22 protein-coding genes are annotated in these 20,533 nt (G+C 73.6%); 15 read left to right on the top strand and 7 right to left on the bottom strand.

Annotated features, from left to right (window positions below):
- Positions 1-17: 17 nt before the first annotated feature.
- On the bottom strand, positions 18-551 hold the full coding sequence (locus ABEA42_RS09180; RefSeq protein WP_345502693.1) for a DinB family protein: 534 nt from the start codon (positions 549-551) through the stop codon (positions 18-20).
- 61 nt (positions 552-612) lie between these two features.
- On the opposite strand from ABEA42_RS09180, the gene ABEA42_RS09175 reads away from it, so the two are divergent.
- The gene (locus ABEA42_RS09175; RefSeq protein WP_345502692.1) at positions 613-1,302 is read left to right on the top strand and encodes an NADPH-dependent F420 reductase; all 690 of its coding nucleotides are present in this window, start codon (positions 613-615) and stop codon (positions 1,300-1,302) included.
- Position 1,303: 1 nt separating this feature from the next.
- Here ABEA42_RS09175 and ABEA42_RS09170 read toward each other — a convergent pair whose 3' ends face one another.
- Positions 1,304-2,563: a cysteine desulfurase-like protein gene (locus ABEA42_RS09170; protein WP_345502691.1), complete on the bottom strand. Its 1,260-nt coding sequence runs from the start codon at positions 2,561-2,563 to the stop codon at positions 1,304-1,306.
- Between the two features lie 62 nt (positions 2,564-2,625).
- Complete coding sequence (locus ABEA42_RS09165) at positions 2,626-3,156, bottom strand: 2'-5' RNA ligase family protein (RefSeq protein ID WP_345502689.1); 531 nt, start codon at positions 3,154-3,156, stop codon at positions 2,626-2,628.
- A gap of 87 nt (positions 3,157-3,243) precedes the next feature.
- Between ABEA42_RS09165 and ABEA42_RS09160 the strand changes: the two genes are divergently transcribed.
- The 12 genes from ABEA42_RS09160 (at position 3,244) to ABEA42_RS09105 (ending at position 15,652) form a co-directional block, all read left to right on the top strand.
- Positions 3,244-4,311, top strand: coding sequence for an alkene reductase (locus ABEA42_RS09160; RefSeq protein WP_345502688.1), 1,068 nt, complete (start codon positions 3,244-3,246; stop codon positions 4,309-4,311).
- 189 nt (positions 4,312-4,500) lie between these two features.
- The gene (locus tag ABEA42_RS09155; RefSeq protein ID WP_345502687.1) at positions 4,501-5,223 is read left to right on the top strand and encodes a VOC family protein; all 723 of its coding nucleotides are present in this window, start codon (positions 4,501-4,503) and stop codon (positions 5,221-5,223) included.
- Between the two features lie 64 nt (positions 5,224-5,287).
- A complete protein-coding gene (locus tag ABEA42_RS09150) occupies positions 5,288-6,679 on the top strand; it encodes a sigma 54-interacting transcriptional regulator (protein ID WP_345502685.1) in 1,392 nt (463 codons plus the stop codon).
- Positions 6,680-6,681: 2 nt separating this feature from the next.
- Positions 6,682-8,724, top strand: a complete 2,043-nt coding sequence (locus ABEA42_RS09145; protein WP_345502684.1) for a vWA domain-containing protein — start codon at positions 6,682-6,684, stop codon at positions 8,722-8,724.
- A gap of 46 nt (positions 8,725-8,770) precedes the next feature.
- The gene (locus ABEA42_RS09140) at positions 8,771-9,685 is read left to right on the top strand and encodes an SDR family oxidoreductase (RefSeq protein WP_345502683.1); all 915 of its coding nucleotides are present in this window, start codon (positions 8,771-8,773) and stop codon (positions 9,683-9,685) included.
- 114 nt (positions 9,686-9,799) lie between these two features.
- The gene (egtD, locus tag ABEA42_RS09135; protein WP_345502682.1) at positions 9,800-10,816 is read left to right on the top strand and encodes an L-histidine N(alpha)-methyltransferase; all 1,017 of its coding nucleotides are present in this window, start codon (positions 9,800-9,802) and stop codon (positions 10,814-10,816) included.
- A gap of 67 nt (positions 10,817-10,883) precedes the next feature.
- On the top strand, positions 10,884-11,972 hold the full coding sequence (locus ABEA42_RS09130) for a DNA glycosylase AlkZ-like family protein (RefSeq protein WP_345502681.1): 1,089 nt from the start codon (positions 10,884-10,886) through the stop codon (positions 11,970-11,972).
- Positions 11,969-12,898, top strand: coding sequence for a DUF429 domain-containing protein (locus ABEA42_RS09125; RefSeq protein ID WP_345502680.1), 930 nt, complete (start codon positions 11,969-11,971; stop codon positions 12,896-12,898). The genes ABEA42_RS09130 and ABEA42_RS09125 overlap by 4 nt, the downstream gene beginning before the upstream one ends.
- A gap of 104 nt (positions 12,899-13,002) precedes the next feature.
- Positions 13,003-13,575, top strand: a complete 573-nt coding sequence (locus ABEA42_RS09120; protein ID WP_345502679.1) for a dienelactone hydrolase family protein — start codon at positions 13,003-13,005, stop codon at positions 13,573-13,575.
- An 89-nt stretch (positions 13,576-13,664) separates the two neighbouring features.
- The gene (locus ABEA42_RS09115; protein ID WP_345502678.1) at positions 13,665-14,510 is read left to right on the top strand and encodes a phosphotransferase; all 846 of its coding nucleotides are present in this window, start codon (positions 13,665-13,667) and stop codon (positions 14,508-14,510) included.
- Between the two features lie 294 nt (positions 14,511-14,804).
- Positions 14,805-15,122 (top strand): ArsR/SmtB family transcription factor, encoded by a 318-nt coding sequence (locus tag ABEA42_RS09110; RefSeq protein WP_345502677.1) that lies wholly within the window; start codon positions 14,805-14,807, stop codon positions 15,120-15,122.
- Between the two features lie 14 nt (positions 15,123-15,136).
- Positions 15,137-15,652 carry an SRPBCC family protein gene (locus ABEA42_RS09105; protein ID WP_345502676.1) on the top strand — a complete coding sequence of 172 codons (516 nt, stop codon included), beginning with the start codon at positions 15,137-15,139 and terminating at the stop codon, positions 15,650-15,652.
- 19 nt (positions 15,653-15,671) lie between these two features.
- On the opposite strand, the gene ABEA42_RS09100 is transcribed toward ABEA42_RS09105, so the two are convergent.
- On the bottom strand, positions 15,672-16,151 hold the full coding sequence (locus tag ABEA42_RS09100) for a PH domain-containing protein (protein ID WP_345502675.1): 480 nt from the start codon (positions 16,149-16,151) through the stop codon (positions 15,672-15,674).
- 102 nt (positions 16,152-16,253) lie between these two features.
- Here ABEA42_RS09100 and ABEA42_RS09095 point away from each other — a divergent pair, with 102 nt between their 5' ends.
- Complete coding sequence (locus ABEA42_RS09095) at positions 16,254-17,192, top strand: hypothetical protein (RefSeq protein ID WP_345502673.1); 939 nt, start codon at positions 16,254-16,256, stop codon at positions 17,190-17,192.
- Between the two features lie 11 nt (positions 17,193-17,203).
- Here the strand turns inward: ABEA42_RS09095 and ABEA42_RS09090 are convergent, their stop codons facing one another.
- Entirely contained in the window at positions 17,204-17,572 is a 369-nt protein-coding gene (locus tag ABEA42_RS09090; RefSeq protein WP_345502672.1) for a DUF1330 domain-containing protein, read from the bottom strand.
- Positions 17,569-18,006: a nuclear transport factor 2 family protein gene (locus ABEA42_RS09085; RefSeq protein ID WP_345502670.1), complete on the bottom strand. Its 438-nt coding sequence runs from the start codon at positions 18,004-18,006 to the stop codon at positions 17,569-17,571. The genes ABEA42_RS09090 and ABEA42_RS09085 overlap by 4 nt, the downstream gene beginning before the upstream one ends.
- A gap of 128 nt (positions 18,007-18,134) precedes the next feature.
- On the opposite strand from ABEA42_RS09085, the gene ABEA42_RS09080 reads away from it, so the two are divergent.
- The gene (locus ABEA42_RS09080; protein WP_345502669.1) at positions 18,135-18,923 is read left to right on the top strand and encodes a helix-turn-helix domain-containing protein; all 789 of its coding nucleotides are present in this window, start codon (positions 18,135-18,137) and stop codon (positions 18,921-18,923) included.
- Here the strand turns inward: ABEA42_RS09080 and dnaB are convergent.
- The gene (dnaB, locus tag ABEA42_RS09075) at positions 18,920-20,281 is read right to left on the bottom strand and encodes a replicative DNA helicase (RefSeq protein WP_345503029.1); all 1,362 of its coding nucleotides are present in this window, start codon (positions 20,279-20,281) and stop codon (positions 18,920-18,922) included. The two genes, ABEA42_RS09080 and dnaB, sit on opposite strands and share 4 nt — an antisense overlap.
- Positions 20,282-20,533 lie beyond the last annotated feature (252 nt).

The raw sequence follows: 20,533 nt of genomic DNA, 5'->3' as shown, positions 1-20,533 counted from the left end.
GGCCGGACCGCCGGCGATCACCCGCCGGTGCTGCCGTCGATCCGCTCCCGCAGGAGGTCGGCGTGCCCGCAGTGCCGCGCGTACTCCTCGATGAGGTGCACGAGCACCTCCCGCAGCGAGATCCGGTCGCGGGTGGGGTGGGTGCTCACGACCTCGAGGGACTCGGCGCGATCGACGAGCTCCCGCGCGTGGGCGACCTCGCGCCGCCACGACTCCCAGGCCTCGGCGACGACGGCCTCGTCGGGCACGGCTCCGTCGAAGTCCCGGTCGGGAACGGCCTCGGTGTCGTAGAGGCGCGGGACCCGGTGGCCCTCCATGGTGATCCGGAACCAGACGTGCTCGACCTTCGCGAGGTGCCGGAGGAGCCCGAGCAGCGACAGGGTGGACGGCTCGACCGACCGCGTGGCCAGCTGCTCCGGCGTCAGCCCCTCGCACTTGAGCTCGAAGACGCCACGGAAGTGGTCGAGGTACTCGACCAGCACCTCCCGCTCGCTGGGGACGGTGCTGGGGACGGTGGTCGTGGCGGGGCTGGGCGTGTCCTCGGGAGCCATGGCCCCAGATCCTTGCGTGCCGTCGAGGAATCTGCGAACGGGTCACGCGGTTGTCACCGCCATGACGACATGGGGATTCATCGGCAGTGGCAACATCGGCAGCACCGTGGCACGTCTGGCCCTCGCGGCCGGGCACGAGGTCGTGATGAGCAACAGCCGCGGCCCGGAGACCCTCACGGACCTGGTGGCCGAGCTGGGCCCGGGCGCCCGCGCGGCCACGGCTGCCGAGGCGGCCACTGCGGGCGACGTGGTGGTCGTGACCATCCCGCTCAAGAACTACCGCGACATCCCGGTGGACGAGCTCGCCGGCAAGGTCGTCATCGACACCCTCAACTACTACCCGCAGCGGGACGGGCAGTTCGCCGAGCTGGACGACGAGTCGACCACCACCTCCGAGCTGGTCCAGGCGCACCTGTCGGGCTCGAAGGTGGTCAAGGGCTTCAACAACATCTTCTTCGGGCACCTGGCCTCGCTCGCCCGGCCCTCGGGCTCACCCGACCGCAGCGCCCTGGCGATCGCCGGCGACGACGCGGACGCCAAGGCGACCGTGACCCGCCTGTTCGACGAGATCGGCTACGACACCCTCGACCTCGGCCCGCTCGCCGAGGGCTGGCGCACCCAGCGCGACACCGCCGCCTACGGCGTGATGTACGCCGCGGACCCCGCGGACTGGTCGAAGGGCGCCGTCCCCGTGGACGCCATCGCGCTCGCCGACCGGGCCGCGGCCGCGAAGCGGTACCGCGACAGCTGAGTCACGCCCGGGTGAGGCACGCCTGCAGCCCGTCGAGCAGGCGGTCGACGTCGGCGTCGTCGGTGTAGGAGGCGACCCCGATCCTCAGCGCACCGGCGTCGCCGAGCCCCAGGGCGCGGGAGGCCTCGAGCGCGTAGAAGCTGCTGGCCGGCACGTTGACACCCCGTCCTGCCAGGAACCGGTAGACGTCGGCGCTGTCGTGCCCATCGAACCGGACCAGCAGCGTCGGGGTGCGCCGGGCGGCCCGTGAGTACACGGTCGCGCCCGGCAGCTCCTGGAGCGCCGCCTCGATGCGCGCGCGCAGGGCCGACTCGTGCTCCTCGACCGCGGCGAAGGAGCGCGCCAGGCGCTCGCGCCGCGTGCCGTCCCCGGGCACGAGGCCGGCGAGGAAGTCCACGGCGGCCGCGGTGCCGGCCATGAGCTCGTAGGGCAGGGTGCCCAGCTCGAACCGCTCGGGCACGGCGTCGGAGGACGGTGCCAGCTTGTCGGGGCGCAGCGTCTCGAGCAGGGCCGGGTCCGCCGCGAGCGCGCCGCAGTGCGGACCGAAGAACTTGTACGGCGAGCACGCCACGACGTCGGCCCCGAGCGTCTCGAGGTCGACCGAGGCGTGCGCCGCGAGGTGGACCGCGTCGACGAAGAGCAGCGCACCGTGGGCGTGGGCGACCTCGGCGATGGCCGCGACGTCGGGCCGGGTGCCGATGAGGTTGGAGGCGCCGGTCACCGCGACCAGGCGGGTGCGCGCGGAGACGACGTCGGCGAACGCCTGGGGGTCCAGCTCCCCGGTCGCCGGGTCGAACTCGGCCCAGCGCACGGTCGCCCCGACGGACTCGGCGGCAAGCACCCACGGGCGGATGTTGGCGTCGTGGTCGAGGCGGCTCACCACGACCTCGTCGCCCGGGCCCCAGTCCTTGGCGAGGGTGCGCGACAGGTCGAACGTCAGCGCGGTCATGCTCCGCCCGAACACCACCCCGCCGGGCTGGGCGCCGAGCAGGTCGGCGAGCGCCGCCCGGCCGGCCAGCACGTTGGCGTCGGAGTTCTGCTCGGCGGTCGTCACGCTGCCGCGCGTCGACATGGGGGCGGTCATCGTCGCGGCGACGGCATCGGCCACCACCCCGGGGATCTGCGACCCGCCCGGGCCGTCGAAGTGCGCGGCCCCACCCTGCAGGGCCGGGAAGTGGGCGCGCAGGGCGGCGACGTCGAGGGTGGCTACGGAGGAGGGGGCCATGGAGGAGGGGGCCATGGAGGAGGACGCGGGCGGCATACCCAGCACTGTGCCATCCCCGCCCCGGGTGGGCAGGTCGGCCGTGGTCGGGCCGGGCGCGCTCAGGCGGTATGCACCGACCAGGCGCGGCGTGCCACCGAGTCCCACCGCCGCAGCTCCACCGCCTCCCCGGTGAGCTCGGGAACGGCACCGTCGGCACCGCGCAGGACCCCCAGCGCGCTCGCCAGCGCCTCCGCCGGTAGGCCGCGGGCGAGGGTCACGTGCGGCACCCACCGGCCGGGGGCGGTGTGCGGGGACGGGCCCGTGGAGCCGGTCAGGGCCGTGGCCACCGAGGCGTGGAGGTCGAGCACCGGCCGGTCCACGACGACGAGCCGGGCGAGCACCAGCCGGCGACCACCCAGGAGCACCGGCGGCCCGAGGCGGACCGGGACGGGCAGCGCGCGAGCGGTCGCCACGAGGGCGTCCTCCCCCTCCTCGGGGAACCCGTCGGCCACCGCGACCGACACGTGGGGGGCGTTCGACTCGCCCCGGTGGTCGGCCTGGCTGGGCAGGCCCGCCCCGGACAGGGCGGCCCACTCGGCCCGGACCGCGGCGTCGGTGGCCGGGTCGAGGAGGAGCTCCACGGACTGCACCCGCCCATCCTCACGGGGGAATGCAGGCGCCGCGACTTCGGTTGCCGCCTTCGTTGAACTTTTGACGATCGACTCCGAGGAGAACGCATGTCCCGCGCATTCGAGAACGCCCAGGTGGGCCCGTGGACGCTGCCGCAGCGCTTCGTGATGGCCCCGCTCACCCGCAACCGTGCAGGTGAGGGTGGCGTCCCGACCGACCTCAACGTCGAGTACTACCGCCAGCGTGCGAGCGCCGGCCTCATCATCACCGAGGGCACCCAGCCCAGCGCCGTAGGCCAGGGCTACCTCGACACCCCCGGCATCCACAGCGACGAGCAGGTCGCCGGCTGGTCCAGGGTGAGCGAGGCCGTGCACGCCGAGGGCGGCCGCATCTTCATCCAGCTCATGCACGCCGGCCGCATCGCGCACCCGGACAACAAGAACGGGCTCGAGTCGGTCGCCCCCAGCGCCATCGCCGCCCCCGGGAAGATGGTCACCGCGAACGGCCAGGTTGACCACCCCACCCCGCGCGCGCTCGAGACCGACGAGGTCCCGGGCATCGTCGCCGACTTCGTGCACGCCGCACGCCAGGCGGTCGCGGCCGGCGCCGACGGCGTCGAGATCCACTCGGCCAACGGCTACCTGCTGCACCAGTTCCTCGCGCCGAGCAGCAACACCCGCACCGACGGGTACGGCGGCTCCCCCGAGAACCGCGCCCGGCTCACCGTCGAGGTCACCCGCGCCGTCGCCGAGGCCATCGGTGCCGAGCGCGTGGGCATCCGGATCTCCCCGGCGCACAACATCCAGGGCGTCCTCGAGGAGGACGCGGCCGACGTGCGTGCGACGTACGACGCGCTGGTCGGTGGCATCGCCGACCTCGGCCTGGCCTACCTGAGCATCCTGGCCGACCCGCAGTCCGACCTGCTGCGCGACCTGCGCCAGCGGTTCGGCGGCCCGGTCATCATCAACACCGGTTTCGGCGACGTGACCACGCTCGACTCCGTCGAGGGCCTGCTCGAGCGCGACCTCGGCGACCTGGTCGCGGTGGGGCGCCCGTTCCTCGCCAACCCCGACCTGCCGAAGCGCTGGCGCGAGGGCATCGAGCTCAACGAGCCGAACCCCGACACCTTCTACGGCGGCGGCGCCGAGGGCTACACGGACTACCCCGCTGCCTGACCGAGCCCGGCGTCCTCGACCGGCGCCGACGGGCCGCTCCGCCGTCCAGCGAGGTGTGCCCACCACGGTGCGCCCTGCCCACGGAACCTCGTGGGCAGGGCGTACTGCCCTCGGCGGGGCGTAATGCCGTGGGCAGGGCGTACTGCCGTGAGTCGCGCACGTCGGGGCGCACGTCCCTAGGGTGTGCGGATGGCTCTCGCGCGGTTCCAGGACCTCTGCCTCGACGTGGCCGACGAAGGACGCCAGGGCGCGTTCTGGGCCGCCGCCCTCGGCCTGGCGCGGGGCCCCGGCCCGGGTGACCCGGCGGTGCTGGAGGGGCCCACCCCACGCCATGCGCTGTGGCTGAACACCGTCCCCGAGCCGAGGACGGTCAAGCACCGGGTGCACCTCGACGTCGACACCGACTCGGTCGAGACGCTGCAGGCGCTCGGCGCCACCGTCCTCGTCCCGGCCACGGACGAGCGGCGCTGGACGATCATGGCCGACCCCGAGGGTGGCGAGTTCTGCGCGTTCGTCCGACCCCCCGAGCGGTTGCGGTCCTACCGCCTGTACGAGGTCGTGGTCGACTGCGCCGTCCCCGAGCGCATGGCGCGCTGGTGGGGTGAGGTGCTGGGGCTGCCGGTCGCCGGCGACACCGAGCACGACTGGTGGTGGCTCGACGCGGGTCCGGACGGTGCGCTGCCGTTCGAGAGCCTCGTCTTCGTCCCGGTGCCGGAGCCCAAGCGCGGCAAGAACCGCCTCCACTGGGACGTGCAGGCTTCCTCGGTCGACGCCCTGGTCGCTGCCGGCGCGGTCGTCCTGGGCGAGCAGCCACGCTGGACCGTGATGGCCGACCCCGAGGGCAACGAGTTCTGCGCCTTCCCCGTCGACACCGAGGACACCGACATCCAGGACCTCGACGGCGACGGATAGCCAGTCCCTGGGCGGGACTCCCCCACGGGTGTCGGCCGCCGGTGGCCGGACGTAGCGTGGAGCAATGACCCAGACCGAACGCCCCGGCACCCTCGGCGAGCTCGTCGCCTCCGGCTACACGCACCGCAGCGTGAAGGCCGAGATCCGCGACAACCTGCTCGACCGGCTGCGCTCCGGGGAGCCCGCGTTCCCGGGCATCGTCGGCTTCGACGACACCGTGCTGCCCGAGCTCGAGAGCGCCCTGCTCGCAGGGCACGACCTGGTCCTGCTCGGCGAGCGCGGCCAGGGCAAGACCCGCCTGATGCGCACCCTCGGGCAGCTGCTCGACGAGTGGTCGCCGGCCGTCGCCGGCTGCGAGATCCACGACGACCCGACGACGCCGGTCTGCACCCGCTGCCTGCGCCTGAAGGCCGACCTCGGCGACGAGCTCCCGGTCGTGTGGCGGCACCGGTCCGAGCGCTACACCGAGAAGCTGGCCACGCCCGACACCAGCGTCGGTGACCTGGTCGGCGACGTGGACCCGGTCAAGGTCGCGCAGGGCCGCACCCTCGGCGACCCCGAGACCGTCCACTACGGCCTCGTACCCCGTGCCAACCGCGGCGTGTTCGGCCTCAACGAGCTGCCGGACCTCGCCGAGCGCATCCAGGTGGCGATGTTCAACGTGCTGGAGGAGCGCGACATCCAGATCCGCGGCTACTCCCTGCGCCTGCCGCTCGACGTGCTCCTCGTGGCCACCGCCAACCCGGAGGACTACACCAACCGCGGTCGCATCATCACCCCGCTCAAGGACCGCTTCGGCGCCGAGATCCGCACGCACTACCAGGAGGAGGTCTCCGACGAGGTCCGCCTCATCCAGCAGGAGGCCGAGACGGTGGCCGACGTGCCGGAGCACCTCGTCGAGGTGCTGGCCCGGTTCACGCGGGGGCTGCGCGAGTCCTCCGCGGTCGACCAGCGGTCCGGTGTCTCGGCCCGGTTCTCGATCGCCGCGGCCGAGAGCGTGAGCGCCTCTGCCCTGCGCCGCGCCGCCCGGGCCGGCGAGGCCGAGGCCGTCGCCCGCATCTGCGACGTCCCCACCGTCGTGCCGACCCTGCTCGGCAAGGTCGAGTTCGAGATGGGCGAGGAGGGTCGCGAGCGTGACGTGCTCGACCACCTCCTGCGGCTCGCGACGGCCGAGACCTTCCGCGCCCGTCTCGCGGGGCTCGACCTGTCCGGGTTCACCGAGCGCTTCGCCGAGGGCGACGTCGTCGAGACCGGCGAGCTCGTGCCGGCGTCCGACCTGCTCGCCCAGATCGGTGCCACCCCCGGCCTGTCCAAGGTGCTCGACCGGCTCGGCCACGGTGACGACGCCGGCCCCGGCCAGGTCGCCGCGGCCGTCGAGTTCGTCCTCGAGGGCCTGCACCTGACCCGCCGCCTCGACAAGGACACCGTGGCCGGCCGCACGGTCTACGGAGCCTGACCGTGCCCTCCTCGGGAGCCCACGGGCGCGGGGACGGGGGCGGGCGGGGTACCGGGCGTGGCTCCGGTCCCGGCGCCGGCCACCACGGCGACCGCTTCCGCTACGGGCCCTGGCACGGCGGCGCCGACCCGCTCGCGCCGCCGTTCGACGTGCGGTCTGCGCTCGACCAGATCGGGCGCGACGTCCTCGCCGGCGGCTCGGCCCGCGAGGCGCTGCGCGACCTGCTGCGCCAGGGCCTCGACGGGCGACGGGGCCTCGACGAGCTCGCCGACCGCATCCGCCGGGCCCGGGACGCCGCCCGTCGCCGTGGCGACCTGTCGGGAACCCTCGACCAGGTGCGGGCCGCCCTCGACCAGGCGCTCGCCGCGGAGCGCGACACCCTCGCCGGTGAGGACACCGACGAGGCCCGGCTCGCGGAGATGGACCTCGCCACGCTGCCCGACGACGCGGCGGGACAGGTGCGGGCGCTCGCCTCGCACGAGTGGCACTCCCCCGAGGCCAAGGCCATCTACGACTCCATCGCCCAGATGCTGCAGCGGGAGGTGCTCGACGCGCAGTTCGCGGGCATGGCCCGGGCGCTCTCGGACCCGGACCCCGAGGCCATGGCCGCGGTGCGGGACATGCTGTCCGACCTCAACCGCCTCCTCGCCGCGCACGCGCGGGGCGAGGACACCACCGACGCGTTCCGCGAGTTCATGGACAAGCACGGCGAGATGTTCCCCGAGGACCCGCAGGACGTCGACGAGCTCATCGACGCCCTCGCCCGCCGCCAGGCGGCCGCCGCCCGCATGATGGCCTCGCTCAGCCCCGAGCAGCGTGAGCAGCTCGCCCAGCTCATGAGCGACGCCCTCGCCGACGCCGACCTCGCCTCGGAGATGGCCCAGCTCGGGGACAACCTGCGGGCCCTGCGCCCGGGCCTCGACCGCGGCAGCCCCGTCGGCATGCGTCCCGGCGGGGAGCCGATGGGCTACAGCGCCGCCGTCGAGGCGGTCGCCGAGCTCGCGGACCTCGAGTCGCTCATGCAGCAGGTCGGCCAATCCTACGCCGGGTCGAGCCTTGACGACATCGACGTCGAACGCCTCGAGCAGCACCTCGGGGCCGAGGTCGCCCGTGACCTCGAGGCCCTGCGCCAGCTCGAGCGCGAGCTCGAGCGCCAGGGCTACCTCAGCCAGGGCGACGACGGCCTGCGCCTCACCCCGCGCGCCGTCCGCCGGCTCGGCGAGACCGCCCTCAAGAAGGTGTTCGAGGGCCTGTCGGCACAGGGACGCGGCGACCACGACGACCGCCGCACCGGTCACGCCGACGAGCCCACCGGCCTGACCCGGGCGTGGGAGTTCGGCGACGAGCAGCCGCTGGACGTGCCCCGGACCGTCGGCAACGCCCTGCGCCGCACCGGGGTCCAGCCCGGTCAGGTCCACCTCGACGTGAGCGACTTCGAGGTGGTCGAGACCGAGCGGCGCACCACCGCGGCCGTCGCCCTGTGCGTCGACATGTCGTTCTCCATGGTCAACGAGGGCCGCTGGGGCCCCATGAAGCAGACCGCCCTGGCGCTGTCGCACCTCGTGCAGACGAGGTTCCGGCAGGACGCGCTGGAGATCATCGGGTTCAACCTCGCGGCCCGCCGCCTCACGCCCGTGCAGCTGGCGGACGCCGAGCCGGAGTGGGTGCAGGGGACCAACCTCCAGCACGCCCTGATGCTCGCGACCCGGCACCTGCGCCGCCACCCGCAGGCGCAGCCGGTGGTGCTCGTCGTGACCGACGGCGAGCCGACGGCGCACCTCGGCGACGACGGCGTACCCCGCTTCCAGTGGCCCACGACCAACGCCACCCTGCGCGCGACCGTCGCCCAGGTCGACGAGCTTCGGCGCTCGGGCGCCGCGCTCAACGTGTTCATGCTCGGCGAGGACCCGGGGCTGGCGCGGTTCGTGGACGCCGTCGCCCGGCGCGCCGGCGGACGGGTGTTCACCCCGAGCGTCGACCGGCTCGGCGAGTATGTCGTCAGCGACTACCTCCAGGCCCGGCGCGGGCGCCGCGCGACCGGATGACACCGCCGGGGAAGTCACCCCACCCGACCCTCTCGAGAGGCCACGCATGAGCCGCTGGACCCCTGACCAGATGCCCGACCTCACCGGACGGCGCGCCCTCGTCACCGGCGCGAACTCCGGGATCGGGCTCGTCGAGGCACGCGAGCTCGCCCGCCACGGCGCCGACGTCGTCATGGCGGTCCGCAACACCGTGTCGGGCGAGGAGGGCGCACGGCGCATCCGCGCCATCGGCGTGCCCGGGACGGTGACGGTCGAGGAGCTCGACCTGGCCTCGCAGGCCTCGGTGCACGCGCTGGCCGACCGGTTCGAGGGTCCGCTCGACCTGCTCGTCAACAACGCCGGGGTGATGACCCCGCCGCGGTACCGGCAGACACCGGACGGGTTCGAGCTGCAGTTCGGCACGAACCACCTCGGCCACTTCGCGCTGACCGGACTGCTCCTGCCGCACCTGCTGCAGGCGGCGGCACCCCGGGTCACCACGGTGTCGTCGATCGCCCACCACGCCGGCGACGGCACGGTCTGCGAGGGCAACCCCCGCGAGGGCTACGACCCGCAGACCTCCTACGGCCGCTCCAAGCTGGCCAACCTGCTCTTCGCGACCGAGCTGCAGCGCAGGGCCGCAGCCGCAGGGTCGAAGCTCACCTCCACGGCCGCCCACCCTGGTGTCTCCGCCACCAACCTCGTGGCGAGCAAGGACGGCATGGGCGCCATCCCCGTGGTCGGCACGATCGCCCAGTGGGGTGTCAGGCTCGCCTTCCCCGGCCCGGACAAGGGCGCGGAGGCGGTGCTGTTCGCGGCAACCACGGCCCAGCCCGGGTCGTACTCCGGCCCCACCGGCTTCCGCGAGACGCGGGGCGCGGTCGGCGAGGCCCGCAGGAGCCAGTGGGCGCGGGACGAGACCCTCGCGAGCCTGCTGTGGGAGCGCAGCGAGGAGCTCACGGGCGTGCGCTTCGTCCTCTGAGGCTGCCGTGGCGCGCAGAGCCCCTTCTCGGGGAGGCCGATGTCGGCGGGCGTGGGTAGCGTCGCTGTGCCGACCCCGGTGACCCCGGGGGCCACGACGGAGGAGAGCGAGCCGATGGCCCAGCGACACCGCGACCACCTGCCCGAGGACTTCAGCGAGCGCAGCCTCGCCGAGGACGTGCGCGCCGGGCTCACCAGCAGCCCCAAGACCCTGCCGCCGAAGTGGTTCTACGACAAGGTCGGCAGCGAGCTCTACGAGGAGATCACCAGGCTCCCCGAGTACTACCCGTTCGAGGCCGAGCGGGAGGTCCTCGTCGACCACGCCCGCGAGGTCGTGGAGGTCGCCGGCGCGCGCCACCTCGTCGAGCTCGGGTCGGGCTCTTCGGAGAAGACGCGGGCCCTGATCGAGGCGGTGCTGGCGGCCACGCCCGACGGCGGGCGGGCTGCCTACCGCGCCATCGACGTCAGCGACAGCGCCCTGCACGCGGCAGCCGACGACCTCGCGGCGCGCTACCCGACGCTCGAGCTCGAGACGGTGCGGGCCGACTTCGAGCACGGGCTGGCGCAGGCTCTGGCCGTCGAGCCGGCAGGCGACAGCGGCGACACCGGCGGGTCCGGCGGCGGGCGGCTGGTGGTGTTCCTCGGCGGCACCATCGGCAACCAGGCCCCGACCGAGCGCGAGCGCTTCCTCGCCACGCTGCGTTCGGCGCTGGGTCCCGGCGACGCGTTCCTGCTCGGCGCCGACCTCGTGAAGTCCCCCGAGGTGCTGGTGCCTGCCTACGACGACGCAGCCGGGGTCACTGCCGCGTTCAACCTCAACGTCCTCGAGGTGGTCAACGCCCGGCTGGGTGCCGACTTCGCCGCGGCCGACTTCCGCCACGTCGCCGTCTGGGACGCCGACAACGCCTGGATCGAGATGCGACTGGAGGCGGTCCGTGACGTCCACGTGCGCATCGCCGACCTCGACCTGGACGTGGAGTTCGCGGCGGGCGAGCAGCTGCGCACCGAGATCTCGGCCAAGTTCACGCGCGAGCGGCTGGTGGCGGAGTTCGAGCGGGCCGGTTTCAGCGAGGCCGGGTGGTGGACCGACCGGGCGGGGCGGTTCAGCGTCTCCCTGTGGACGCCGGCCTGACCCGTACCCGGTGGGCACCCCTCCACGCCGACGTGGACCATCGCCCGGGCTCGGTACGCTCGCCGCTGTGGGGGTCCGCCAGATCAGCCGGGAGCAGGCCCGGCGCATCGCCGTCCGGGCGCAGCTGCTCGACCTGCCTCGGCCCGGTGACCTCATCGAGGTGGTCCAGCAGCTGAGCCTGGTGCAGATCGACCCGGCCGCTCCCATCGCGCCGAGCGCGGAGCTCGTGCTGTGGAGCCGGCTCGGGGCCGCATACCGGTCGGCCGACCTGCAGCAGGCCCTCGAGAGCAGGACCCTGGTCGAGCTCGACGGGCGGATCCGCCCGATGGAGGACGTGCCCGCCCACCTCGCCGGGCACGAGCAGTGGCCCCCGTGGGACCACGCGCGCGAGTGGCTGCGGGTCAACGACCCGTTCCGCCGCGACGTGCTCGCGCGGCTGGAGGAACACGGCCCCCTGCTGTCCCGCGACATCCCCGACACCAGCGTCGTCCCGTGGCCGTCGTCGGGCTGGACCAACAACCGCAACGTCACCCAGATGCTGGAGTTCCTCGTCAGGAAGGCGGAGGTCGCCGTGAGCGGACGTCGGGGCAGGCAGCGGCTGTTCGACCTGGCCGAGCGTGTCTACCCGGACCAGCCGACGATGCCCGAGGAGGAGGCTGCGCGGGTGCGCGACGAACGGCGCCTGGCCGCGCTCGGCATCGCCCGGGCCAAGGGCGCCGTGATGCCGGGCGAGCCCGGGCACGTCGGCGAGACAGGGGTGCCGGTGACCGTCGAGGGCGTGGCCGGGCAGTGGCGGGTGGACCCCGCAGCGCTCGAGCGCGACGACGCCGACGACTTCCGTGGGCGGGCGGCGCTGCTGTCGCCCTACGACCGCCTCGTCTACGACCGGGTCCGGGCGCAGGAGCTCTTCGGCTTCGAGTACGTGCTGGAGGTGTACAAACCCGCCTCGCAGCGCCGCTGGGGCTACTACGCGCTGCCGATCCTCGTCGGCGACCGGCTCGTGGGGAAGCTCGACGCCAGGGCCGAGCGGAAGGAGGGCGTGCTCGAGGTCAACGCCGTGCACCAGGACGTGGCGTTCGACGAAGAGACGACCTCCGCCGTCGAGGCCGAGATCGACGCCCTCGCCGACTGGCTCGGCCTGGCGAGGCTGCGGTGAGCACGCCGACCGACGCCCGACACCTGGTCGCCCTGGCGGAGCAGCTCCTCGCCGCGGCCGGCGACCTGCGCGACCGCGTCGCGCGCGGTGACCGCGGAGCCCTCACTGCTCTGGAAGAGGTGACCCGGTCACTGGACGCTCTGCGAGACGGCCTCGGCGCCGGCGGTCCTGAGTCCGGCAGTCCCGGGCCCGGCAGCGCCGACGCAGGCCCCGTCCCCCTGCCGCCGCTGGAGGTCACGGTCCCCGTCCTCGGGGTCGACGCGTGCAAGGCGGGCTGGGTGGGGGCGATCCTCGAGCCCGGTGCGCCCCGGCCACGCGTCGCGGTGGCGTCGACGATCGCCGGCCTGGTGGAGTCGGTGCGCCAGTCGCTCGGCATCCAGGTCGTCGGCATCGACATCCCCATCGGGCTGCCCGACGACACCACCCGCCGGGCAGACGCGCTGGCGCGCAGGGCCCTGCGCGGCAAGGCCTCCTCGGTCTTCACCACCCTCACCCGCGCCGCCTACGCCGAGGACTCGCGGGCCGAGGCAGACGCGGTCAACCGCGCGCTCACCGGTCAGGGCGTCGGCGCGCAGGCGTTCGCCCTGGGGCCGAAGATCCTGGAGGTCGACGCCTGGGTGCGCAGCCGCCCCACCGTGGCCGTGGTCGAGGTGCACCCCGAGCTGAGCTTCGCGGTCATGGCGGGGGCACCACTGCTCGCGAACAAGAAGACCGACCAGGGCCGGCGGGACCGGCTCGCCGCCCTCGCGGCCGCGGGCCTCGCGTCCCCGTCGGTGCTCACCGGCCCCGGGTACGCCGCCGACGACGTGCTCGACGCGTGCGCGGTGGCGTGGACGGCCGCGCGTCGCGCGGCAGGTGAGGCGCGCCGGCTGCCCGACCCGCCGGAGACCTTCACCGACGGCGTCCCCGCGGCGATCTGGGCCTGACCACCGACGCGGTTCGCCGGGACCCGGTGCTGTCACCGGCCGCCACTAGCGTGGACGACGCCGGGACAGCCCCGGCCCACCACGGACGAGAGGGGATGGTCGTCATGGCCGAGGTCGTGCTGTTCCACCACGCGCAGGGACTGACGAAGGGGGTCACGGCGTTCGCCGACGACCTTCGCAGACGAGGGCACACGATCCACACGCCCGACCTCTACGAGGGCCAGACGTTCGACTCCCTCGACGAGGGCGTGGCGCACGCCCGCGAGGTCGGCTTCGACACCATCGGCGCCCGCGGGGTGGCGGCCGCGCAGTCGCTGCCCGAGGAGGTCGTCTACGCCGGGATCTCGCTCGGGCTCGGTGCCGCCCAGCAGCTGGCGCAGACCCGCCCCGGGGCGCGCGGGGCCATCCTGCTCGCCGGCGCCCTGCCCGTCTCCGAGTTCAGCCCCACCTGGCCGGCAGGGCTCCCGGTGCAGGTCCACGCCAAGGAGCACGACCCCGAGTTCGACAACGAGTGGGACAAGCCGGCGGCCGAGGCCCTGGTCGCGGAGGCCGGCGGCGAGCTGTTCCTCTACCCCGGCGACCAGCACCTGTTCATGGACTCCTCCCTGCCCGCGTACGACGCCGAGGCGACCGCGCTCCTGCTAGACCGGCTCGACGCCTTCCTCGCGGGCCTCTGACACGACGGTCCCGGCCGACACCCGTCCGGTACGAGGCGGCGCCGACGATTGCCCGGGGCCCACGCCGGCGCCCCCCTAGGGTGTCGGCCGTGGACCGTACGCCTGCCCTGCCCTCCCCCGAGCAACAGCGGCTCCTCGACGCGTGGCTGCCGGGGGCCGAGGTGGTGCGCGACCACAGCTGGGGCCAGGTCGACCGCGCGGTGCTCGAGGTGACCCGGGCGGGGCAGCGCTTCATCGTCAAGGCAGGAGGTCCGGGCGACCACCACATGGCCCGTGAGATCCACGCGCACGAGAGGTGGCTGGAGCCGTGGACGTCACGCGGCCGCGCTCCCCGGCTGGCCCACGCCGACCGTGGCGCCCATCTGCTGGTGACGCACCACGTGCCGGGCACGCTGGTCCTGGACACCGACCACGCCCACGACCCTGCGACGTACCGACAGGCGGGTGAGCTGCTCGCCCTGCTCCACGGGCAGCACGCCACCACCGACCCTGACCACGAGGCGCGGGAGAACCACCGGTCCCTCGCGTGGCTCGGCACCCCGCACCGGATCGCCCCTCGCACCGTCGAGAGGCTCCGGGCGGTCATCGCCTCGTGGCCGACCCCGCCGGCGACCCTCGTCCCGACCCACGGCGACTGGCAGCCCCGCAACTGGCTCGTCGACGACCGCGTCGTCAGCGTCATCGACTTCGGGCGTGCCGCACTGAGGCCGGCGATGACGGACCTCGCCAGGCTGCAGGTCCAGCAGTTCCACGGGCACCCGGAGCTGGAGCAGGCCTTCCTCGACGGGTACGGCGCCGACCCCCGGGAGCCGGGGGCGTGGCAGCGCACCCTCGTCCGCGAGGCCGTGAGCACCGCCGCCTGGGCGCACCAGGTGGGCGACGCGGAGTTCGAGGCCCAGGGCCTGCGCATGGTCGACGACGCCCTCGCATCCTGACGGGCTGCCCCCACCTGCCCGTGGAGCGGGCCTGCTCGCTCGCCCTAACTTTCGGCCACTTGCCCGGTACTACTCGGCACCCCCGCCGTGACGCCCGGACTTTCGGCCACTCGCCCGGTACTACGCGGCACCCCCGCCGTGACGCCCGAACTTTCGGCCACTTGCCCGGTACTACTCGGCACCCCCGCCGTGTCGCCCTAACTTTCGGCCACTCGCCCGCTCCCCACCCCGCGGACAGCACGGTCCTGCTTTGTACCCTTGCGGTTACGTAACCGAACGGCTACGTTGATGGTCATGGACGCAGTGCTGCAGGCCCTGGCCGACCCGAGCCGTCGGACCATGCTGGGCATCCTGAGGGACCACGCGGCGACAGCCGGCGAGCTGGCCGACGCCCTGCCCATCGCCCGACCCGGCGTCTCCCGTCACCTGCGGGTACTGCGGGAGGCGGGGCTGGTCGACGTGCGCCAGGAGGCGCAGCGGCGGATCTACAGCCTCCGGCCGGAGGGCCTGGCCGAGGTCGACGACTGGCTGGAGGACTACCGCGCACTGTGGCAGCACCGGCTGGACGCACTGCACACGGAGATCGCACGAGGGAAGAAGGGAAAGGCATGAAAATCATCGGCACCATGCGAGCACTGGACGGGACCCGGGGCGCCGTGCGCGTGGAGGACGTCTACGACACCGGCATCGAGGACCTCTGGCAGGCCTGCACGTCCCCGGACCGGCTGGCCCGGTGGATCGCCGAGGTCGAGGGCGACCTGCGCGAGGGCGGCACGGTCCGTGCCGTCTTCACCAGCACGTGGAGCGGCCCGGCGGTCATCGAGGTCTGCGAGGCCCCGCACCACCTTCTGCTCACCACCGAGCCGGGCACCGACGACGAGTCGCAGGTCGAGGCGTGGCTGACGGCCGAGGGCGACCGCACCCGGCTCGTCGTCGAGGAGCGCGGCCTGCCGGTCGACGGCCTGCACTTCTACGGCGCCGGCTGGCAGGCGCACCTGGAGGACCTCGGGCGGTCACTGGCCGACGAGGGGCCGGTGCACGAGGACGGCTGGTCGTCGGCGGCACCCGCTGCCGCTTGGAAGGCCCGCTGGACCGAGCTCACGCCCAGCTACCAGACCACGCCCACCGGCCAGGGCGACTGAGGGCGGGACACGGCGGCGCTCAGTCCACCTCGCTCGGAGGGTCGGTGCGCGCCTGCGCACCCTCTCGGCGCGGACCGTGACGGTGCGCGTCCGCGTACGCGGTGAACGCCTCCCACTCGGAGCCGGGGACGAAGAGGGGCACCTGCTCGCCCCCGGTCGTGGTCACCGAAAGCATCTGGGTCGTGCTCCACCGGCCCGGCTGGGGCACCGACTCGATGTCCTGCCAGCTGAGCGAGCGCCACCGGAAGCCGCGCTTGGTACGGATGCCCTCGGCGTCCACCACGGTGCGCTGGGTCCGCGCGAGCCAGATCGCCAACCCGGCGAACAACGGCAGGCCGAGGTGGTAGGCGACCGACCCGTAGCGCTGGTGGACGAACGCCACCACCGCCTGCACCAGGAACCACAGCACGACGAGCACCTGCACCACGCGCCAGCGCCGCGACCGGAACAGGCCGGCGCTGGGCCGGTACACCCCCGCGACGTCCGCGTCCCCAGCCATCCCGCTCCCCTGCCCGCCCTCGCGCCAGCCCCTGCGGCTCCGCTCCCGGCAGTGTCGCAGCGCCGGCCGGAGGACGCAGCCGCGCACGGCAGAATGCCGAGCATGACCGACGCCACCAGCGCCGACGACGCCCGCCAGCTGCTCCTCGTCCACACCGACCGCGCCCTGACCGGCGGGATCGAGGACCCAGCCGTGCTCGCGGCCGTCGTGGGCATCGAGCGGCTGGTGGTCGCCACCGGTTCGACCGACGCCGCCACGCTGCGCGCGGCGGTGGAGGGCCGGCTCGCCCTCACCGGTGAGCAGCCTGCGCAGGAGCCTGGCAAGGCACACGGCGAGGGTCACGGTGCACGCGTCGCAGAGCTCGTCGCCGAGGCGGAGCGGCACGTCGTCGCCGGGCTGCTGCGGCGCTCGACCGGGCAGTCGATCGACGCAGCGGTGGTCAACCCGGAGGCCGGCGCCTACCCCGTGACCACCGACGCCACGCTGGTGCGGGCGGCCGTGCGGGCGGCGCAGCGGTCGATCGACGCGATGCCGTACTACGGCGTGCGCTACGGCGAGCGTGGCGCGCGCTTCGCGTCCTCGGACTCCGCGTGGCTGGTCTCGCTCGCCCCGCTCGAGGAGGGGCAGGCGGTCCGCCAGGTGGCCTGGCTCTCCCGGGTGCTGGCGGGGCGCGGCATGCCGTCCTGGCTGATGGAGCTGCACCTCGACGAGCTCGTGGCCCAGGTGCGAGAGGCGGTCGACGACGCAGCCGTCGGTGCTCTGCCCGCCGCCGCCGCGTCGCTCACCGTCGCCCGGCGCCGCCACGTCGACGACGACCTCATCGACCGTGCCGACACGTGGGCGCGGGAGGCCGCGGGCGACGGCCTGCCGGTGCCCCGCACGGGGGCGCTCGTCGCCGCGGCCTCCGCCGACGTGCTGCTGGGCGTGACCGCCGACGACCACGTCCTCTTCGACTGGCTCACCGACCGTGAGCGGGTGGGCGCCGAGGTGGCAGCGGCGATCCACGACGTCCGCGACCGGGTGCGCAGCCACGCCACCTGAGCTGCCAGGAATCAGGTGGCGACGGCGAGCTGCGAGCGCAGCGCTGCCGCGGTCGTCGCCGCCAGGTAGCCCTGCGGCACACCCTCCACCAGGCAGACCATCGAGTCCGAGTGGTCGGTGCGCAGCGGTGCGATCTCCCGGTAGGCCGGCGAGTCCCACCACTGCCTGGCCGCCTCCAGGGACGGGAACCGGATGACGACCAGCGCCCCCGTCCACGTGCCCTCCAGTGGCACCAGCGAGGAACCATGGACCAGCCACTCCCCGCCGAACGGGGCCATCGTGGCCTCGATCCGCTCGATGTACTCCGCCACCTGCGGCACCGGCGCGACGTCGCGCAGGTAGCCCACGGCGTACGCCGGGCGCCCTGAGGTGGCGGTCATGCGAGGCCCACCGGCACCTGGTCGAGGAAGCCGTGCACGTCGGCGACGCGTCCCTGGGCGTCGAGGACGACGACGTCGGAGCCGATGACGACGGGGTCGGCGCCCGCCGGGCCGAGTCCCCACTGGAACCGCACCCTGCCGTGGTGTCCGTCGGGCTCACCGACGGGGGTGAAGACGAAGCCGGGGAACTGGTCGCGGACGGCGCCGACCAGGCCGTCGATGGCGTCGTGACCCCTGACCTCCGCCATCGGGTCGGTGTAGGTGGCCTCGGGGTGCCAGCCCTCGGCCAGGCGGGCACGGCGCTCGGCGGGGTCCGCGGCGTTCCAGGTGGCGAGGTAGGCCTCGCGGACGGTCACGGGGTCGGTCGTGCGGTCGTTCATCGGGTCGGTCGTGCTGTGGGTCGTGCTGTGGGTCGTGGGGTCGGGGTGCGACACGGTGGTCTCCTTCGTTGCGCCAGGAGCGAGTCCCCCGGCCACCGGAAGGCTCTCGGGTACGCAGGCACGGCGTCGATGACCTCGGAGGTCATGGTCCGGCCACCCTGGCGGCTGCCAGACTTCCCGCCATGACGGTCATCGCGCAGACCCGGCCCGAGGTGGGCACCTTGCTGCGGACCTGGCGTGAACGGCGCCGGCTCAGCCAGCTCGAGCTGTCCAGCCGCGCACAGGTCAGCACGCGCCACCTCAGCTACGTCGAGACGGGGCGCTCACGGCCGACGCCGGAGATGATCGACCGGCTCGCGGACTCCCTGGACGTGCCGTTGCGCTCGCGCGACGAGCTGCTGCTCGCGGGCGGCTACGCGCCCCGGCACGGCAACCGGGGTCTGGAGGACTCGGACCTCGGCGTCGTCATGGATGGTCTGCGGCACCTGCTCGACGCGCACCTGCCGCACCCCGCACTGCTCCTCGACCAGCACTGGGACGTGGTCGACGCCAACGCCGCCACCGACCTGCCGCTGGCCGGGTGCGCCCCGGAGCTGCTCGAGCCACCGGTCAACGCGATCCGGGTGAGCCTGCACCCCGGCGGCCTGGCACCGCGCATCCGCAACCTGTCCCAGTGGGCGGCCCACCTCGTGCACCAGGTGCGGGCGCGGGCCGAGGTCACCCATGACCCGGCGCTCACGGACCTCGCCGAGGAGGCCGCTGCCTACGTGCCGGTGGACCCACGCATCCCGGCGCCTGCCGGACCCGTGCTCGCCCTCGAGCTGGAGCACGAGGGAGCGCTGCTGCGGTTCTTCAGCATCAGCGCCCGGCTCGAGACGGCGACCGACGCGACCCTCGACGAGCTGCACCTCGAGACGTTCCTGCCCGCCGACCGGACCACCCAGCAGGCCCTCTCGGGAGGGCAGGCTTAGAAGTTCTGGGCCATGTTGGCGAACCGGGCGTAGTGACCCTGGAACGCCAGCACCATGTCCTTGGTCGGGCCGTTGCGGTGCTTGGCCACGATCACGTCGACCTCACCCTCACGACCCTCGAGCTTGGGCTCGCGGTGCAGCAGGATCACCATGTCGGCGTCCTGCTCGATGGAGCCGGACTCACGCAGGTCGGACATCGCGGGGCGCTTGTCGGCGCGCTGCTCCGAGCCACGGTTGAGCTGCGAGATCGCGATGACCGGGACCTCGAGCTCCTTGGCGAGCAGCTTGAGCGCACGGGAGAACTCCGAGACCTCCTGCTGGCGTGACTCGACCTTCTTGCCCGAGCTCATGAGCTGGAGGTAGTCGATGACGACGAGCTTGAGGTTGTGCTGCTGCTTGAGGCGGCGGCACTTGGCCCGGATCTCCATCAGCGACATGTTCGGGGAGTCGTCGATGAACAGCGGCGAGTCGGAGATCTGGCCCATGATGCGCGCCAGCTTCTTCCAGCCGGCGTCACCGATCGTGCCCTTGCGCAGGTCCTGCAGCTGGATCTGCGCCTCGGCCGACAGGCAGCGCATGGTGATCTCGCTGCGGCTCATCTCCAGGGAGAAGATGGCGGTGGCCTGCTTGTGCTTGATCGCGGCCGCGCGGGCGATGTCGAGCCCCATCGTCGACTTGCCGACGGCGGGTCGCGCGGCGAGCACGATCATCTGCCCGGGGTGCAGGCCGTGGGTCAGCTCGTCGAGCTCGATGAACCCCGTCGGCACGCCGAGCATCTCGTTGGCGTCGCGACCGGCGGCGACCTCGATCTCGTTGAGGGTGTCCTCGAGGACGTCACCGAGGGCGACGTAGTCCTCGCCGCCACGCTTGTCGGCGACGGCGTAGACCTCGGCCTGGGCGGCGTTGACGATGTCCTCGACGTCGCCGTTGCCCTGCTGGTAGCCGAGCTGGACGATGCGCGTGCCGGCCTCCACCAGACGTCGCAGGACCGCGCGCTCGCTGACGATCTCGGCGTAGTAGCCGGCGTTGGCAGCGGTGGGGACGGCCTGGATCAGCGTGTGCAGGTAGGCCTGGCCGCCGACCCGCTGGAGGTCGCCGCGCTTGGACAGCTCGTCGGAGACGGTGATCGCGTCGGCGGGCTCACCGCGGCCGTAGAGGTCGAGGATCGCGTCGTAGATCAGCTCGTGGGCCGGCCGGTAGAAGTCGGTGCCCCGCAGACCCTCGACGCAGTCGGCGATGGCGTCCTTGGACAGCAGCATGCCGCCGAGGACGGACTGCTCCGCGTGAACGTCCTGGGGTGGCACCCGGTCCTCGCTGGGCGGGCCGTCGCCTCCAGAACTGAACGCGCTGGTGCTCAGCTCCGCAAGAGACACTCTGCCAACTCCCTGCAACCGCGATCGAGGACGAACAACGCTGATGTGATTCGAGTACACCACCCCCCGCCGACAACGGTGGGACCCGGCCCGGAGCCGCGCGGACGACCGCCCCCACGGGTGTGGGCGACGGGCGTGGGAACCGGCTCGCGGAGGCGACCCGCCACACCGTAGGGGCGCGCGTCCCGCGCACTCAAACGGGTCCTGTGGAGAGCATGTGGACAACGTGTGCGCAAC

The sequence above is a fragment of the Pedococcus ginsenosidimutans genome, from assembly GCF_039544395.1.
In the GTDB taxonomy this organism is placed as follows: domain Bacteria; phylum Actinomycetota; class Actinomycetes; order Actinomycetales; family Dermatophilaceae; genus Pedococcus; species Pedococcus ginsenosidimutans.
Note: the sequence above shows the minus strand (reverse complement) of the source record. Positions and strands in the feature narration are given on the sequence as shown.

Coding starts and splice junctions, on each gene's coding strand:
- ABEA42_RS09080 (WP_345502669.1), top strand. CDS start 18,135: ATGACGGTCATCGCGCAGACCCGGCCCGAGGTGGGCACCTTGCTGCGG.
- ABEA42_RS09140 (WP_345502683.1), top strand. CDS start 8,771: ATGAGCCGCTGGACCCCTGACCAGATGCCCGACCTCACCGGACGGCGC.
- ABEA42_RS09100 (WP_345502675.1), bottom strand. CDS start 16,151: ATGGCTGGGGACGCGGACGTCGCGGGGGTGTACCGGCCCAGCGCCGGC.
- ABEA42_RS09095 (WP_345502673.1), top strand. CDS start 16,254: ATGACCGACGCCACCAGCGCCGACGACGCCCGCCAGCTGCTCCTCGTC.
- ABEA42_RS09155 (WP_345502687.1), top strand. CDS start 4,501: ATGGCTCTCGCGCGGTTCCAGGACCTCTGCCTCGACGTGGCCGACGAA.
- ABEA42_RS09180 (WP_345502693.1), bottom strand. CDS start 551: ATGGCTCCCGAGGACACGCCCAGCCCCGCCACGACCACCGTCCCCAGC.
- ABEA42_RS09160 (WP_345502688.1), top strand. CDS start 3,244: ATGTCCCGCGCATTCGAGAACGCCCAGGTGGGCCCGTGGACGCTGCCG.
- ABEA42_RS09120 (WP_345502679.1), top strand. CDS start 13,003: ATGGCCGAGGTCGTGCTGTTCCACCACGCGCAGGGACTGACGAAGGGG.
- ABEA42_RS09150 (WP_345502685.1), top strand. CDS start 5,288: ATGACCCAGACCGAACGCCCCGGCACCCTCGGCGAGCTCGTCGCCTCC.
- egtD (WP_345502682.1), top strand. CDS start 9,800: ATGGCCCAGCGACACCGCGACCACCTGCCCGAGGACTTCAGCGAGCGC.
- ABEA42_RS09175 (WP_345502692.1), top strand. CDS start 613: ATGACGACATGGGGATTCATCGGCAGTGGCAACATCGGCAGCACCGTG.
- ABEA42_RS09090 (WP_345502672.1), bottom strand. CDS start 17,572: ATGACCGCCACCTCAGGGCGCCCGGCGTACGCCGTGGGCTACCTGCGC.
- ABEA42_RS09110 (WP_345502677.1), top strand. CDS start 14,805: ATGGACGCAGTGCTGCAGGCCCTGGCCGACCCGAGCCGTCGGACCATG.
- ABEA42_RS09105 (WP_345502676.1), top strand. CDS start 15,137: ATGCGAGCACTGGACGGGACCCGGGGCGCCGTGCGCGTGGAGGACGTC.
- ABEA42_RS09170 (WP_345502691.1), bottom strand. CDS start 2,563: ATGCCGCCCGCGTCCTCCTCCATGGCCCCCTCCTCCATGGCCCCCTCC.